Origin of the sequence: Bradyrhizobium zhanjiangense (assembly GCF_004114935.1) — a bacterium.
Classification (GTDB): Bacteria; Pseudomonadota; Alphaproteobacteria; order Rhizobiales; family Xanthobacteraceae; genus Bradyrhizobium; species Bradyrhizobium zhanjiangense.
Genome location: NZ_CP022221.1, coordinates 5,439,913 through 5,454,829 on the forward strand (window position 1 = coordinate 5,439,913; position 14,917 = coordinate 5,454,829).

The following is a 14,917-nucleotide window of genomic DNA, read 5'->3' on the forward strand; positions in this document are numbered from 1 at the left end:
ATCGTCCGTTAGCCTATGAACATAATTTAAGCATTGCTGCGGTCGCGGGCGCACCGACCGCTGTGGGGTATGTCCGTGGTCAAGGTTCTCGACGAACACGAACGCACGATGGCGTTCGCCGAGGTAGCGCTCGGTCAGATCCGATCGCTTCGGCAGACGGCAATTCCCCGCAACTACGAGATCTGGTACGTCTACGCCACCGGCTACAACGCACCGCTCAACAAGATCATCAACGAGACGCTGGCGCGCAACGGCAAGCTGACCGAAGCCGATCTCGAGCAGATCTACGAGACCTATCTCTCCCACATCAAGACCACCGACCGCATCGACAAAGTCGGCGCGCGCGTCATCGGCGAGATCGACGACGTGATGAAGGTCCTCGGCGATGCGCTCGGGATGAGTGGCGCCTACGACGCCAGCCTGTCGGGTGCGACCGAGAAACTGTCGTCAGCCAAGAGCCGCGACCAGATCAAGGCGATCGTGGAGACGCTGCTGCGTTCGACCAGCGAGATGCGCGAGGCCAACAAGGCGCTGGAAGGTCGCCTGACGCTGTCGAAGAACGAGATCAGCAATCTCCAGCAGAGCCTGGAGGCGATCCGCGCCGAGAGCCTGACCGATCCGCTCACCGGCCTCGGCAACCGCAAATATTTCGACCGCATGGTCGGCATGGCCGTGCAGAGCGCGCTCGCCTCCGGCGAGCCGCTGTCGCTGCTGCTGTTCGACATCGATCATTTCAAGTCGTTCAACGATTCCTACGGCCATCTCACCGGCGACCAGGTGCTGCGGCTGGTCGGCTTGTCGCTGAAGCAGACCATCAAGGGCCAGGACATCACGGCGCGCTATGGCGGCGAGGAATTCGCGGTCGTGCTGCCCAACACCGCGCTGCGCCAGGCGCTCACGGTGGCCGATCACATCCGCCGCGCGGTGATGGCGAAGGAATTGAAGAAGAAGTCGACCGGCGAGATCCTCGGCCGCGTCACCATCTCCGTCGGCGTCTCCCTGCTCAAGCAGGGCGACGACACCGACGCGCTGATCGAGCGCGCCGATGCCTGCCTCTACGCCGCCAAGCGCAACGGCCGCAACCGCGTGATCTGCGAAGTCGATCCGGAATACGCGGTCGAGACGCACAACCGGGTGGCGTGAGGAAAGCGCGTCCTTCAGATGGCGACTGTAGGGTGGGTAAAGGCGCACAGCGCCGTGCCCACCATCTCTCCACGAGCAGCAGCCTAACGGTGGGCACGCTTCGCTTTGCCCACCCTACGTGCCGTCTTCTTGGCCGGCCGTTTCTTCGTGGCAAGCTTCTTCGGCGCGGCCTTCTTCCCCTTCGGCCGCTTCTTCACCTTGGCGCGCTGGGCGGCGGCGAGTGCTGCCCTCGCCCATTGCGCCAGCTCCTCGGAATCGTCGAACAGCCGCGCCGGCAGCTCCCAATAGGAGTTCACCAGCACGGTCTTTGCGCTGGTCGAATATTGAAACGGCTTTGAGCCTTCCGCCTCGAAATTCGGGATCGTGACCTCGTCAGCGCGGAAGAACAGCCCGGCGCGCAAGGACAGCGCGAAGTTGATCCCGTCGGCGGAGATGCCGTAGCCGGAAAACATTTTCCGGATGGTGACGGGGCCGAAATCGGCAAACAGGTCGATCAGGAATTCGCGGTCCATGGCCCAACTCTCTCTCCACCGTCGTCCTGGCGAAAGCCAGGACCCATTACCCCAGGGAGTAGTTTATCGAAGAGTAAAAGTTACGCCACGCGGTACGGATACCTCCCACGATCGGGCATCACGCGGTATGGGTCCTGGCTTCCGCCAGGACCACAGCGGTGGGGGTTGCGAAAGCCGGGCTTACCCCTCAACCTTCGCCGGCCGCAGCTCGACCGACTCGCCGCAGCCGCAGGCGGAGACCTGGTTGGGGTTGTTGAAGACGAACTGGGCCTGCATCTTGTCGGCCTTGTAGTCCATCTCGGTGCCGAGCAGGAACAGCACGGCCTTGGGATCGACCAGGATCTTGACGCCCTTGTCCTCGACGACCTCGTCGGTCGGGCGGATCTCGTGGGCGTATTCGACGGTGTAGGATTGGCCGGCGCAGCCGCCGTTCTTCACGCCGACGCGCAGGCCGACGATTTCGGAGTCCGCGCGCTGGGTCAGCTCGGTGATCCGCTGTGCGGCGGCATCCGTCAGCCGCATCACCTGCGGGCGCGGCCGCCGGGCCTTTGGTGTCGAAGCTGGTGTCGCCTGGGTCATGTTATCTATGTGGTCCGTTGCGAAGCGAATTCAATGCGAGCCGTCACCACATGTTCAGCACGAGGCGGGCCTCGTCGCTCATGCGCTCGGGCGACCACGGCGGTTCCCAGACGACCTTGACGTCGACCACGCCGACGCCGGGAACGCTGGCGACCGCGTTCTCGACCATGGTCGGCAGCTCGCCGGCGGCCGGACAGTTCGGCGTCGTCAGCGTCATCAGCACGTCGACCGAGCGGTCGTCCTTGATCTCGACCTTATAGATGAGCCCGAGCTCATAAATGTCGGCCGGGATTTCCGGATCGAACACGGTCTTGAGGCCCGCGATGATCTCGGTGGTCAAGCGCTCGGTCTCCTCCGGCGGCAACGCCGAATGGGTCTCCATCGGATTGGCTTTGACGTCGGCCATGTCACTCATGCGAACAAATCCCGCGCTTTCAGAAGCGCCTGTGTCAGATGATCGACTTCTTCCCGCGTATTATACATGCCGAACGAGGCCCGGCAGGTGGCGGTGACGTTGAACCGCTCTAAAAGCGGCATCACGCAATGGGTGCCGGCGCGCACCGCGATGCCCTGGCGATCGATCACGGTGGCGACATCGTGGGGATGCGCGCCCTTGAGCTCGAAGGAGATCACCGGCCCCTTGCCGCGCGCGGTACCGATCAGCCGCAGAGCGTTGATCTCGCGGAGCCGGTCCTGGGCGTAGGTGACGAGATCGTGCTCGTGCGCGGCGATGCGCTCCTTGCCGATCGAATTGACGTAATCGATGGCGGCACCGAGGCCGATCGCTTCGACGATGGGCGGGGTGCCGGCTTCGAACTTGTGCGGCGGATCGCCATAGGTGACCCAGTCCTTCGCAACCTCGCGGATCATCTCGCCGCCGCCGTTGAACGGCCGCATCGCGACAAGGTGCTCGTGCTTGGCATAGAGCGCGCCGATGCCGGTCGGGCCATAAATCTTGTGGCCGGTGAACGCGTAGAAATCGCAGTCGAGATCCTGCACGTCGACGGGCAGATGCACCGCGCCCTGCGCACCATCGACCAGCACGGGAATGCCGCGATCGTGGGCCAGCCGCACGACCTCCTTGATCGGAACGAATGTTCCGAGCGCGTTCGACATCTGGGTGATGGCGACAAGCTTGGTCTTCGGCGTCAGCAGCTTCTCGAACTCGTCGATCAGGAAATTGCCTTCGTCATCGACGGGCGCCCATTTGATCACCGCGCCGTGGCGTTCCCTGAGGAAATGCCAGGGCACGATGTTGGAATGGTGCTCCATGATCGAGAGGACGATCTCGTCGCCCTGCTTGATGTTCGGCTCGCCCCAGGACGACGCCACGAGGTTGATGGCCTCGGTGACGTTGCGGGTGAAGATGATCTCCTCTGTGCGGCGAGCGTTGACGAACTGCGCGACTTTTGCTCGCGCGCCCTCATAGGCTTCCGTCGCCGCATTGGCGAGATAATGTAGGCCGCGATGCACGTTGGCGTATTCGCTGGTATAGGCCTGCGTCATGCGGTCGAGCACCGCGCTGGGCTTCTGCGCCGAGGCGGCGTTGTCGAGATAGACCAGCGGCTTGCCGTAGACCTGCATGGCGAGCGCCGGAAAATCCTGGCGAACGCGCGCAACGTCGTAGGCGCCATTCTTGAGGGCCGGATGCGTGCTCATGACCGCCGCTCCAGCCAGCGCTCGGCGATGCCGATCACGTACTCGCGCAGGCTGTCGTCGGCGATCTGCTCGATCGCCTCGCCGACGAAGGCCTGGATCAGCAGCGCCTGGGCCTGCTTCTCCGGTAGACCGCGCGCCTTCAGATAGAACAACAGGCTCTCGTCCAGCGCACCGGCGGTGGCGCCATGGCCGCAGGAGACGTCGTCGGCGAAAATCTCGAGCTCGGGCTTGTTGTCGGCCTCGGCTTCATCCGAGAGCAGCAGCGCGCGGGTCATCATCTTGCCGTCGGTCTTCTGCGCGTCGGGACGAACGATGATGCGGCCCTGGAACACCGAATGACCCCGGTCGTCGATCACGGCGCGGAAAGTCTCGCGGCTGACGCAGTTCGGCACGGCATGGTCGACCAGCAACGTGGTGTCGCCATGCTCGGTCTTCTGCAACAGGTTTACGCCGTTAGCCGAGAGCTCGCTGCCCTCGCCCGCCAGCGTGATGAAGCCCTGCAAGCGGCTGACGGCAGCGCCAGTCGTCATGTTGAAGAAGTTGAGCTTCACATTGGCGCCGACCGTGACGAACTGCGAGGTGACGTTCACCGCGTCCGGCGCATCGTCCATCAGGCGAATATGTGCAACATCGGCGCCGTCGCCAACCGTCACGAGCACGGCATCGTTGACCTGGTAGGCCTTGGCGCCGGCCGCAACGAAGCTTTCGACGATGGTGGCGCGAACGCCCTTCCCGATCGCAACCTGCGAACGGGTGAAGGTCGACGTGGAAGCTGCGGTTGCGATGTGGATGATCTGGATCGGCGCGGACAGCTGCGCGCCATCAGCGATCGACAGCACGACGCCGTCGGTTGTCATGGCGGCGTTCAGCGCGATCACGGCATCGGTGGACGCAGTAGTGAGGAGGCCGGCATCCTTCTCCAGCGTCTCCCGCAGCGTCTTGAGGCTCGCCTCGGAGCCGAGCGCCTTCACGTCGGACAGATCCGCCGCAAACACGCCGTCGACCAGCACCAGCTTGCGGGCGCCCGCGATCGCATGCGCCTTCACCGCGTCCGCGGCGCGCTTCAACGCGGCCGAATCGGGCGCCGCTGCCAGCGGCAGCACCTCACCGACCAGCGCACGCAGATCGGTGTACTTCCATTCCTCGATCCGGCGGTGCGGCAGGCCGAGACGCTCATAAGTCTCGAACGCCTCGCGGCGTGCCGCGATCACAGAGGGCGAACCCGGCAAGCGGCCTTCAGCGCTGGCGAAGAGATCGCTCACCGCGCGGCCGTTCCCGGTCTTTGCCACAGCAACGTTCATCTCCAAAATTCCTTACGCGGCATCCTCGAACTGGGTGTAGCCGGAAGCTTCCAGCTCCAGCGCCAGTTCCTTGTCACCGCTCTTCACGACACGGCCCTTCGACATCACGTGCACGAAATCGGGCACGATGTAGTTGAGCAGCCGCTGATAATGGGTGATGACGACCATCGCGCGCCCCGGCGAGCGCAGCGCGTTGACGCCGTCGGCCGCGATGCGCAGCGCGTCGATGTCGAGGCCGGAATCCATCTCGTCGAGGATGCACAGGCTGGGCTCGAACAGCGCCATCTGGAGCACCTCGTTGCGCTTCTTCTCGCCGCCGGAGAAGCCGACATTGACGCCACGCTTGAGCATGTCCTGCGGGATGTTCAGCGACTTCGAGACCTCGCGGACCTTCTTCAGAAATTCCGGCACCATCAGTTCGCTCTCGCCGCGCGCCTTGCGCTGGGCATTCAGTGCGGTGCGGAGGAAGTTCATGGTGGTGACACCGGGAATCTCGACCGGATACTGGAAAGCCAGGAACACGCCCTTGGCGGCGCGCTCGTCGGGATCCATCTCCAGGAGGTCCTCGCCCCTAAACAGGATTTGGCCGTCGGTGACCTCATAGCCGGGCTTGCCGGCGATGACATGAGAGAGCGTCGACTTGCCGGAGCCGTTCGGCCCCATGATCGCGTGCACCTCGCCCTCGTTCACGGTCAGCGACAGCCCGTGGAGGATCTCACGCTCCTCGACACGAACCTTGAGGTCTTTCACTTCAAGCAAAGCCATTTTGGTGTCCAGTCTATTCAAATGAGGCATGGAGCGCCGAGGCGCACCGCGAGGGTCGGTGTTAACCGACCGACCCTTCAAGCGAGATCGAGATCAGCTTCTGCGCTTCCACCGCGAATTCCATCGGCAGCTGCTGCAGCACATCCTTGACGAAGCCGTTGACGACGAGGCCGACGGCCTCTTCCTGCGAGAGGCCGCGCTGGATGCAGTAGAACAGCACGTCCTCCGAGATCTTCGACGTCGTCGCCTCGTGCTCGAACGTCGCGGACGAGTTCTTCGCCTCGATGTACGGCACGGTGTGCGCGCCGCATTTGTCGCCGATCAACAAGGAATCGCAGGCGGTGAAGTTGCGCGCCCCTAGCGCTTTGCGGTGCGCGGTGACGAGGCCGCGATAGGTGTTCTGCGATTTGCCGGCGGCGATGCCCTTGGAGATGATGCGGCTCGACGTGTTCTTGCCGAGATGAATCATCTTGGTGCCGCTATCGACCTGCTGGAAGCCGTTCGAGATCGCGATCGAGTAGAACTCACCACGCGAGTTGTCGCCGCGCAGGATGCAGCTCGGATATTTCCAGGTGATCGCCGAACCCGTTTCGACCTGGGTCCAGGAGATCTTGGAATGGTTGCCGCGGCAGTCGCCACGCTTGGTGACGAAATTGTAGATGCCGCCCTTGCCTTCCGAATTGCCGGGATACCAGTTCTGCACCGTCGAATATTTGATCTCGGCGTCATCGAGCGCGACGAGCTCGACCACGGCGGCATGCAGCTGATTCTCGTCGCGCTGCGGCGCGGTGCAGCCCTCGAGATAGGAGACGTAGGAGCCCTTGTCCGCGATGATCAGCGTGCGCTCGAACTGGCCGGTGTTGCGCTCGTTGATGCGGAAATAGGTCGACAGCTCCATCGGGCAGCGCACCCCCGGCGGCACGTAGACGAACGAGCCGTCGGAGAACACCGCCGAGTTCAGCGTCGCGTAGAAATTGTCCGAGGTCGGAACCACGGAGCCGAGATATTTCTGCACCAGTTCAGGGTGCTCGCGGATCGCCTCCGAGATCGGCATGAAGATCACGCCGGCCTTCTTCAGCTCCTCCTTGAAGGTGGTCGCAACCGAGACCGAATCGAAGACAGCATCGACCGCGATCTTGCGGCGGGCCGGATCTTCCTCGCCCACCTTGGGCTCGACGCCTTCGAGCATGGCGACTTCCCGCAAGGGAATGCCGAGCTTCTCGTAGGTCTTCAGGATCTCCGGATCGATCTCGTCGAGCGAGGTGACCATCTTCTTCGGCTTCGGCGCCGCGTAATAGTAGATGTCCTGGAAGTCGATCTTGGGATATTCGACGCGCGCCCAGGTCGGCTCGGTCATGGTCAGCCAGCGCCGATAGGCTTCCAGCCGCCACTGGAGCATCCAGGCGGGTTCATTCTTTTTCTGCGAGATGAACTTTACGATCTCTTCCGAGAGCCCCTTTGGGGCCTTCTCGGAGTCGATCAGGGTCTCAAACCCATAACGATACTGGTCGACGTCGATGCGCTTCACGCGCTCGACCGTCTCTTGTACGGCTGGCATTCCATCCTCCGCTCGCGGTTTCAAGGACCGCGGTGGATCAAACTCGGACGAGTATTCCGTCTATTACGATGTTTTTTGGCGGAAAGCACGTACCTAGAACCATTCAAGCCGTGTTTCGTCGCCTAGCCCTTAAGTAGGTTATTACCGAGCTTTCGCCAAGCCTCTAACGCTCGATTGATCTCCTCGAGTTCCGTGGACCAGCCAAGACTGAGGCGCACCGCTCCCTGGGCCACAATGGGATCGTACCCCATGGCCGAAAGCACGTGGGACGGCTGGACCTTTCCCGATGAGCAGGCTGAACCTGACGACACGGCGACGCCTGCGAGGTCAAAGCCGATCACAGCGGTCTCGGCCTTCAGGCCTGGCGTGGTGAAAAGGACGGTATTTGGCAACCGCTCGACGTTGTCCGCAAAGACCATCACCCCGGCAACGGCGCGAAGGCCATTTTCCAAATGATCCCTGAGGGTTGCCATTCGCTTCGCATCCTCCGGCAGAGCCTGAAGCGCCGCCTTGATCGCCGCGCCAAAGCCGGCAATCCCAGCGACATTCTCGGTGCCCGCCCGGCGGTTGAGCTCCTGCCCGCCCCCACGCAGAACCGGCTCCAGGCCGGCGAGCCCTTCCGCCACCACAAGCGCGCCAACGCCCTTCGGGCCGCCGATCTTGTGCGCAGAAAAGGTCGCAAGGTCTGCGCCCACAGTCTTGATATCGAATGGAATTTTGCCGAGCGCCTGAATCGCATCGACGTGCAGAAGGCCGCCGGCCTCGTGAACGATCCGCGCCGCCTCCGCGACCGGCTGGAGCGCGCCCGTCTCGTTGTTGGCAGCCATGATGGAGGCCAGCGCTGGCGGACCGCCACCGAGCTGGTCCCTCAGATCCTCGAGGTCGACCACACCGGAGCGCGATACCCGAATCTGTCCGATCTTGTCCGCCGGGAACCGGCCGCCCGCCAGCACCGAGGCATGCTCGACTGCGGAGACCAGCAGTCGCTCGACGGGGCCGCCCGTCGGCCCCCGCAGGCCGGGCGATAGCGCCAGCCCGTTGGCTTCGGTTCCGGCTGAGGTGAAGATGACGTTCCGCGGTAGCGCACCTGCGGCGGTGGCCAGCGTGGCACGGGCCTCCTCGACCAGGCGCCGTGCCTCCCTGCCCTCGGCATGGACCGAGGATGGATTGCCGATCAGGTCGTATGCAGCCAGCATCGCAGCCCTCGCCTGAGCGCGGAGCGGCGTGGTCGCGTTCCAATCGAGATAGACCCGGGTCGGCATTGAGTAAGATATTACCTCAAATCAAAGGGGCATTTCCGTCGTCCCGACATGGGCCGCGGACAGGCACTTGGCAACCATGATTCCGAATGATGCGGTCGCGGTGACGCGACCATGACACGCTAACGTCTTGAACCCGTTGGGCGATGTTCAAGATGCTTGCTTTTTGACCCTGTGCCTATGTTAGAACGCGCACCGTCAGTCACCGCGCGCCGTCAGCGCATCACCGCACGACGCGCCCTCTCACTCTTCATTGCGCTTTCGTCGACATCTGCCGATGAAGCCACAATCGGTTGATTGCCGAGGTCGCCTCCAGGAAATCAATCAAGAGATCATCGATGCCCGAAGTCATTTTTACCGGCCCTGCCGGCCGTCTCGAAGGCCGCTACCATCCGGCCAAGCAGAAGAACGCGCCGATCGCGATGATCCTGCATCCGCATCCGCAGTTCCACGGCACGATGAACCATCAGATCGTGTACCAGTGCTACTACGCCTTTGCACATCGCGGCTTCTCCGTGCTGCGCTTCAACTTCCGCGGCGTCGGCCGTAGCCAGGGCTCGTTCGACCATGGCACCGGCGAGTTGTCGGATGCGGCCGCAGCGCTCGATTGGGCGCAGACCATCAATCCCGAAGCGCGCGCCTGCTGGGTCGCCGGCTTCTCCTTCGGCGCCTGGATCGGCATGCAGCTCCTGATGCGCCGCCCGGAGGTCGAAGGCTTCATCTCGATCGCGCCGCCTGCCAATCTCTACGACTTCTCGTTCCTTGCGCCCTGCCCGTCCTCGGGCCTGATCGTGCATGGCGAGAAGGATGCGGTGGTGCCGCCCAAGGACGTCAACACGCTGGTCGAGAAGCTGAAGACGCAGAAGGGCATCGTGATCGACCAACAGGTCATTCCCGGCGCCAATCACTTCTTCGACGCCAAGCTCGAGCCGCTGATGGAGACCATCACGGCTTATCTCGACATGCGCCTCGCCAACGTGCGCTGAGGCCCTATAGCGCTAAGGTCCCGTAGCCCGGATGGAGCGCAAGCGAAATCCGGGAAACTCCATCCGCAGACACAGGGCCCCGGATTGCGCTTCCGTTCCATCCGGGCTACGGGACTGAGTTCGCCGCTCAAGCCAGCTTGAGTGCGACGATCCCCGTCAGCACAAGCGCGATGCCCGCAAGCTTCACCGCGCTCAAGGTTTCGCCGAACAGAACGACACCCAGCAGGAACGTACCGGCCGCGCCAATGCCGGTCCACACCGAATAGGCAACGCCGACCTCGAGCACCTTCAAGGCACGCCCGAGCAGGAAGACGAAGGCGGCGAGCAGCACCAGCGAGGCGAGGCTCCAGCCTGCGCGCGTGTAACCTTCCGCATATTTCATCGAGATCGCCCAGCCGACATCGAGCGCGCCGGCTATCACCAGCATGAGCCAGGCCGTGGACTGCGACATTGGCGTCGCCTCAGGCCGCGAGCTTCAAGAGATGCGCATCGTGCCGCACCAGGAAGGCGCGCAGCAATTGCGGATAGTCCGCGCCGACCGCAGAGCGCACGCTCGGACGCTTCGCGAGCTCGGCCCGCCACCCGCGGACCTTGGGCAGATCGCTGAAGATGCGAAGCTCGGTCAATTCATCGAACACGTCGAAATAGCGGAAGACCGGGGCGAACACCGCATCGACGAGGCTGAATGTCTCGCCCGCGAAATACGGCCCTGCGCCAAGCGCAGCTTCCACGCGCGCGAATTTGGCCGCGAGCGCCTGGCGCTTGCTCTCGAATGTCGCCGGATCGGTCGTCGTCTCCAGCCCCCAGAGGTCGCCAAGGATCGCCGAGCCGAACTCCATCCAGGCGCGGTGCTCGGCACGTTTCAGCGCATCCGCCGGATGCAGCTTCGCGCCTGTTTGCGTGTCTTCGATGTACTCGCAGATCACGTTGCTCTCGAACAACGCAACCTCGCTCTTGTCGGTCGCAACCACCAGCACCGGCACCTTGCCGAGCGGCGATAGCTTCAGGAACCATTCGGGCTTGTTGGCCAGATCGATATCGATCCGCTCGAACGGCACGCCCTTCTCCTTGAGCGCGATGACGGCACGCTGCACGTAGGGACAAAGCTTGTGGCTGATCAGTTTGAGCGAAGCGGTCATGGTGGCGATCTCGGCGGTTAAATGCAACTGCATCTATATAGATGCAATTGCATTAACTCGTCAAGGTCGATGCATCTGCATCAACTGCCTGTGACTTCAGGGCCGTGCGATCACCCCGCCCGTCATCGGCATCGGCACGCCCGTGGTCGCCGGATAGGACAGCGGCAGGCCCTTCAGTCCGCGGGCGGCGAGGAAGCCGAAGGCCTGCGCCTCGATGGCGTCGGAGGCCCAGCCGAGCGTTTCGGCGGCCTCGACGGTGGCCGAGCCTACCCGCTCGCGCAGCATCCGCAGCATGGTGAGGTTGCGAGCCCCGCCGCCGCAGACGATCCAGCTGCGCGGCCGCCGCGGCAGCAATGGAATGACCCGGGCGATCGCCGTCGCGGTAAAGGCGGTCAGCGTCGCGGCGCCGTCGGCCGGCGGCATGTCGCCGAGCTTCAGCGCAGCAAAATCATTGCGGTCGAGCGACTTTGGCGGCGGAGCTGCAAAGAACGGCAGCTCCAGTGCGCGCGCGATCCAGGCCTCATCAGCCTTGCCGAGCGCGGCGAATTTTCCTTCGGCATCGAACGCCTGGTTCATGGTGCGGTACATGAAGTCGTCGAGCAGCGCATTGCCGGGTCCGGTGTCGCAGGCGATCAGCGTGTCGTTACCGTCGATATAGGTGATGTTGGAGACGCCGCCGATATTGACCACGACAATCGGCCCCTCGCGCTCGAGCGAATTGGCCAGCGCCCGATGGTAAACCGGCACGAACGGCGCGCCCTGCCCGCCGGCCTCGACGTCGGCGGCGCGGAAATCATGCACGACTGGGATATGGATCGCCTTGGCCAGCGCCGGCCCATCGCCGATCTGCACCGTCAACCGCTTTTCGGGCCTGTGCAGCACGGTCTGGCCGTGGAAGCCGACGATGTCGATGTCCTCCGGCCTCATCCGGTTCTGCGCGACGAAAGTGGCGACCGCCTCGGCATGGGCCCGCGTCACCACGCGCTCGGCCTCGGCCAGGATCCCCGGCCGAGCATCGCGTTGGGACAGGTGCACGGCCTCGCTCAGCGCCTGGCGCAGCAGGTTGCGCTCAGCGGGACTATAGGGCCGGTAGCCGGTCGGCCCGAACGCCTTCACCTGCTTACCGTCGGTTTCGATCAGCGCGACATCCACACCGTCCAGCGAGGTGCCGCTCATCAAACCGAGTGCCGTCAACATCATGGATCAGCGTCCTCAAAAGACCTGCCCTGGCATGCCGATCTTGTGCCAGAGGGACACATCTTATAATGCCACAGCGCCAAGTGGCGGGTGGCAATCGAGTTCCCATGCAAGACTCTTAAATTGCCCCCAAAACAGTAAACCAAGAATTGTCAGGCACGCCGACAGATGACTGCATTTAAATCGGATTTCCTCAATACCCTGCAGGAACGTGGATTCATCCACCAGTGCTCCGATTTCGAGGGGCTGGACGCGCTCGCCGCCAAGGGTGAGGCGACCACCTATGTCGGCTACGATTGCACCGCCCCCTCGCTGCATATCGGCAACTATCTGACCATGATGATGCTGCACTGGCTCCAGCAGTCGGGCAACAAGCCGATCACGCTGATGGGCGGCGGTACCACGATGGTGGGCGATCCCTCCGGCAAGGACGAGACGCGCGCGATGCGCACCGTCGCCGAGATCGAGGCCAACAAGGCCTCGATCCGCGGCGTGTTCGCAAAGGTGCTGCGCTATGGCGAGGGCAAGAGCGACGCGGTCATGCTCGACAATGCGGAGTGGCTGACCAAGCTGAACTGGATCGAGATGTTGCGCGACGTCGGCCGGCATTTCTCGGTCAACCGCATGCTGACCATGGACTCCGTGCGGCTGCGCCTCGAGCGCGAGCAGGAGATGAGCTTCATCGAGTTCAACTACATGGTCTGCCAGGCCTACGACTTCGTCGAGCTCGCCAAGCGCACCGGCTGCCGTCTCCAGATGGGTGGCTCCGACCAGTGGGGCAACATCATCATGGGCGTCGATCTCGGCCGCCGCATGGGCACGCACCAGCTGTTCGCGCTGACGACGCCGCTGCTGACGACCGCGTCAGGGGCCAAGATGGGCAAGACGGCGCAAGGCGCGGTCTGGCTCAACGCCGACCAGTTCTCGCCGTATGATTTCTGGCAGTACTGGCGCAACACCGAGGATGCCGACGTCGGCAAATTCCTGAAGCTGTTCACGACGCTGCCGATGGCTGAGATCAAGAAGCTCGAAGCGCTCGGCGGCTCCGAGATCAACGAGGCCAAGAAGGTGCTCGCGACCGAAGCGACCGCGCTGCTGCACGGTCGCGACGCTGCCAACGAGGCAGCCGAAACTGCGCGCCGCACCTTCGAGGAAGGTGCGCTCGCCGAAACCCTGCCGACGGTGGAAATTCCGCGTGGCGAGCTCGATGCAGGTTTCGGCGTGCTCAACGCCTTCGTTAAGGCGGGCTTGGTTGCCTCCAACGGCGAAGCCCGGCGCCAGATCAAGGGCGGCGGCCTGCGCATCAACGACGCGCCGGTCACCGACGAGAAGATGGCGCTGTCAGGAGCAAATCTGACGCCGGAGGGCGTGATCAAGCTGTCGTTCGGCAAGAAGAAGCACGTCCTCATCAAGCCTGCATAGGCGTATGAGCTTTTCGCTGCTTGTCAGGGCGCGCCGAAGCGCGCTCCCTGACCGGCAATGGACCAGAACACGCCCAGGGAAACCAACAGGGAAACGAACAGGGATGGCGTTGCGGTAACGCCGCAAGGCGCCGTGCGCATCGCGCTCACCGTGCTCGCGCTCTGCTTCACACTGGCTGTGCTGGGCCGCGGGCTCGGCGACAGTTTTACGGTGTTCCTGAAGCCGATCTCCGAGAGCTTCGGCTGGGACCGCGCGCAGATCGTCTCGGTCTATTCGCTGACCTGGCTCGCCAGCGGTCTCACCGCGCCCTTCGTCGGACGCCTGTTCGATCATTCCGGACCGCGCCTCGTCTATGCGCTCGGGCTGCTGTTGCTCGGCGCTGCGTTCCTAATCGCGGCGCACGCACAGCACCTGTGGCAATTCCAGCTCTCGGTCGGCCTCTGCGTCGGTATCGGCATTGCCTTCATCGGCATCGTACCGAACTCGATCCTGCTTGGCCGTTGGTTCGGGCCCCGCCTGCCGACTGCGATGTCGGTGGTCTATTCGGCGATGGGCGGCGGCGTGCTGGCACTGCTGCCGGCCTCGCAGCTTCTGATCGATCACATCGGCTGGCGCGGCACCTACCAGCTGTTCGGCTTCGCGGCTCTGGGCCTGCTGGTGCCGCTCATGCTGCTGCCGTGGCGGCTGTTCGCTGCCGGCTCGCCGCATGTCGTGAAGAAGACCGATCCTGATTTCGTGGACAACGGCTGGACGCTTCTCGGTGCCATGCGGCACCACGCATTCTGGGCGCTGTTCTCGACCTTCTTCTTCACCGCGGTCGGCATGTATGCGATCGCCGCACAGATCGTGGCCTATCTGATCGACGCCGGCTTTCCGCCGCTCCAGGCCGCGACCGCCTGGGGCTTCTCCGGCGTCGTGCTGGTGTTCGGCATGTTGGGAGTCTCCGCCCTCGACGGGCTGATCGGGCGCCGCCCGTCGGTGCTGCTGAGCTACGCGATCTCGATCCTCGGCATCTTCCTGCTCTGGCTCTTGCAGTATGATCCAAACATCATCCTGCTCAGCGGTTTCGTCGTCTGCTTCGGCAGCATGATGGGCTCGCGCGGCCCGCTGATCAGCGCCACCGCGATGAGAATCTTCCAGGGTAAACGCGTCGGCACCATCTACGGTACCATCTCGATCGGCAGCGGCCTCGGCTCGGCATTCGGCTCCTGGAGCGGCGGCCTGATTCATGATGCAACCCACGGCTACAATGCAGTGCTCGCCTTCGCACTTGCGAGCGTGGTGCTCGGGATGATTCCGTTCCTGGTTGTGCCCGCCTTGCGGCGGTAGGTTTCTCAGGGGTAACTTGAGTTCATTGGCGTCACCGGACAATTACGGGTGGGCATGACGCAAACACG

General features: G+C 63.5%; 15 protein-coding genes. 4 read left to right on the forward strand and 11 right to left on the reverse strand.

Translation table 11 applies throughout. The features are described from left to right. Positions 1 to 75: 75 nt before the first annotated feature. Complete coding sequence (locus XH85_RS26060) at positions 76 to 1,143, forward strand: GGDEF domain-containing protein (RefSeq protein ID WP_128934088.1); 1,068 nt, start codon at positions 76 to 78, stop codon at positions 1,141 to 1,143. Between the two features lie 83 nt (positions 1,144 to 1,226). On the opposite strand, the gene XH85_RS26065 is transcribed toward XH85_RS26060, so the two are convergent. From XH85_RS26065 to XH85_RS26105, 8 genes are all read right to left on the reverse strand, one after another. Next, positions 1,227 to 1,655, reverse strand: a complete 429-nt coding sequence (locus XH85_RS26065) for a TfoX/Sxy family protein (RefSeq protein WP_128934089.1) — start codon at positions 1,653 to 1,655, stop codon at positions 1,227 to 1,229. Positions 1,656 to 1,835: 180 nt separating this feature from the next. Then, the gene (locus XH85_RS26075) at positions 1,836 to 2,234 is read right to left on the reverse strand and encodes a HesB/IscA family protein (protein WP_128934090.1); all 399 of its coding nucleotides are present in this window, start codon (positions 2,232 to 2,234) and stop codon (positions 1,836 to 1,838) included. 43 nt (positions 2,235 to 2,277) lie between these two features. Beyond that, positions 2,278 to 2,649 carry an SUF system Fe-S cluster assembly protein gene (locus XH85_RS26080; protein WP_091887959.1) on the reverse strand — a complete coding sequence of 124 codons (372 nt, stop codon included), beginning with the start codon at positions 2,647 to 2,649 and terminating at the stop codon, positions 2,278 to 2,280. After that, positions 2,646 to 3,893, reverse strand: coding sequence for a cysteine desulfurase (locus tag XH85_RS26085; RefSeq protein WP_128934091.1), 1,248 nt, complete (start codon positions 3,891 to 3,893; stop codon positions 2,646 to 2,648). Before XH85_RS26085 ends, XH85_RS26080 begins: the two co-directional genes overlap by 4 nt. Further along, a complete protein-coding gene (sufD, locus tag XH85_RS26090; RefSeq protein ID WP_128934092.1) occupies positions 3,890 to 5,194 on the reverse strand; it encodes a Fe-S cluster assembly protein SufD in 1,305 nt (434 codons plus the stop codon). The genes XH85_RS26085 and sufD overlap by 4 nt, the downstream gene beginning before the upstream one ends. A gap of 12 nt (positions 5,195 to 5,206) precedes the next feature. After that, on the reverse strand, positions 5,207 to 5,959 hold the full coding sequence (gene sufC / locus XH85_RS26095; protein WP_164940337.1) for a Fe-S cluster assembly ATPase SufC: 753 nt from the start codon (positions 5,957 to 5,959) through the stop codon (positions 5,207 to 5,209). Between the two features lie 61 nt (positions 5,960 to 6,020). Further along, positions 6,021 to 7,517: a Fe-S cluster assembly protein SufB gene (gene sufB / locus XH85_RS26100; RefSeq protein WP_128934094.1), complete on the reverse strand. Its 1,497-nt coding sequence runs from the start codon at positions 7,515 to 7,517 to the stop codon at positions 6,021 to 6,023. 122 nt (positions 7,518 to 7,639) lie between these two features. Next, the gene (locus tag XH85_RS26105) at positions 7,640 to 8,779 is read right to left on the reverse strand and encodes a cysteine desulfurase family protein (protein WP_128934095.1); all 1,140 of its coding nucleotides are present in this window, start codon (positions 8,777 to 8,779) and stop codon (positions 7,640 to 7,642) included. Between the two features lie 335 nt (positions 8,780 to 9,114). On the opposite strand from XH85_RS26105, the gene XH85_RS26110 reads away from it, so the two are divergent. Then, positions 9,115 to 9,762 (forward strand): alpha/beta hydrolase, encoded by a 648-nt coding sequence (locus XH85_RS26110; protein ID WP_014495555.1) that lies wholly within the window; start codon positions 9,115 to 9,117, stop codon positions 9,760 to 9,762. Positions 9,763 to 9,889: 127 nt separating this feature from the next. Here XH85_RS26110 and XH85_RS26115 read toward each other — a convergent pair whose 3' ends face one another. The 3 genes from XH85_RS26115 to XH85_RS26125 form a co-directional block, all read right to left on the reverse strand. Then, the gene (locus tag XH85_RS26115) at positions 9,890 to 10,213 is read right to left on the reverse strand and encodes a DMT family transporter (protein ID WP_128934096.1); all 324 of its coding nucleotides are present in this window, start codon (positions 10,211 to 10,213) and stop codon (positions 9,890 to 9,892) included. Positions 10,214 to 10,223: 10 nt separating this feature from the next. Then, complete coding sequence (locus XH85_RS26120; protein ID WP_128934097.1) at positions 10,224 to 10,901, reverse strand: glutathione S-transferase family protein; 678 nt, start codon at positions 10,899 to 10,901, stop codon at positions 10,224 to 10,226. 96 nt (positions 10,902 to 10,997) lie between these two features. Continuing rightward, the gene (locus tag XH85_RS26125) at positions 10,998 to 12,101 is read right to left on the reverse strand and encodes an anhydro-N-acetylmuramic acid kinase (RefSeq protein ID WP_128934098.1); all 1,104 of its coding nucleotides are present in this window, start codon (positions 12,099 to 12,101) and stop codon (positions 10,998 to 11,000) included. Between the two features lie 165 nt (positions 12,102 to 12,266). Here XH85_RS26125 and tyrS point away from each other — a divergent pair, with 165 nt between their 5' ends. Both tyrS and XH85_RS26135 read left to right on the forward strand, forming a co-directional pair. Beyond that, the gene (tyrS, locus tag XH85_RS26130; RefSeq protein ID WP_128934099.1) at positions 12,267 to 13,520 is read left to right on the forward strand and encodes a tyrosine--tRNA ligase; all 1,254 of its coding nucleotides are present in this window, start codon (positions 12,267 to 12,269) and stop codon (positions 13,518 to 13,520) included. Between the two features lie 57 nt (positions 13,521 to 13,577). Next, the gene (locus XH85_RS26135) at positions 13,578 to 14,849 is read left to right on the forward strand and encodes an MFS transporter (protein WP_128934100.1); all 1,272 of its coding nucleotides are present in this window, start codon (positions 13,578 to 13,580) and stop codon (positions 14,847 to 14,849) included. The last annotated feature ends 68 nt before the right edge of the window (positions 14,850 to 14,917 follow it).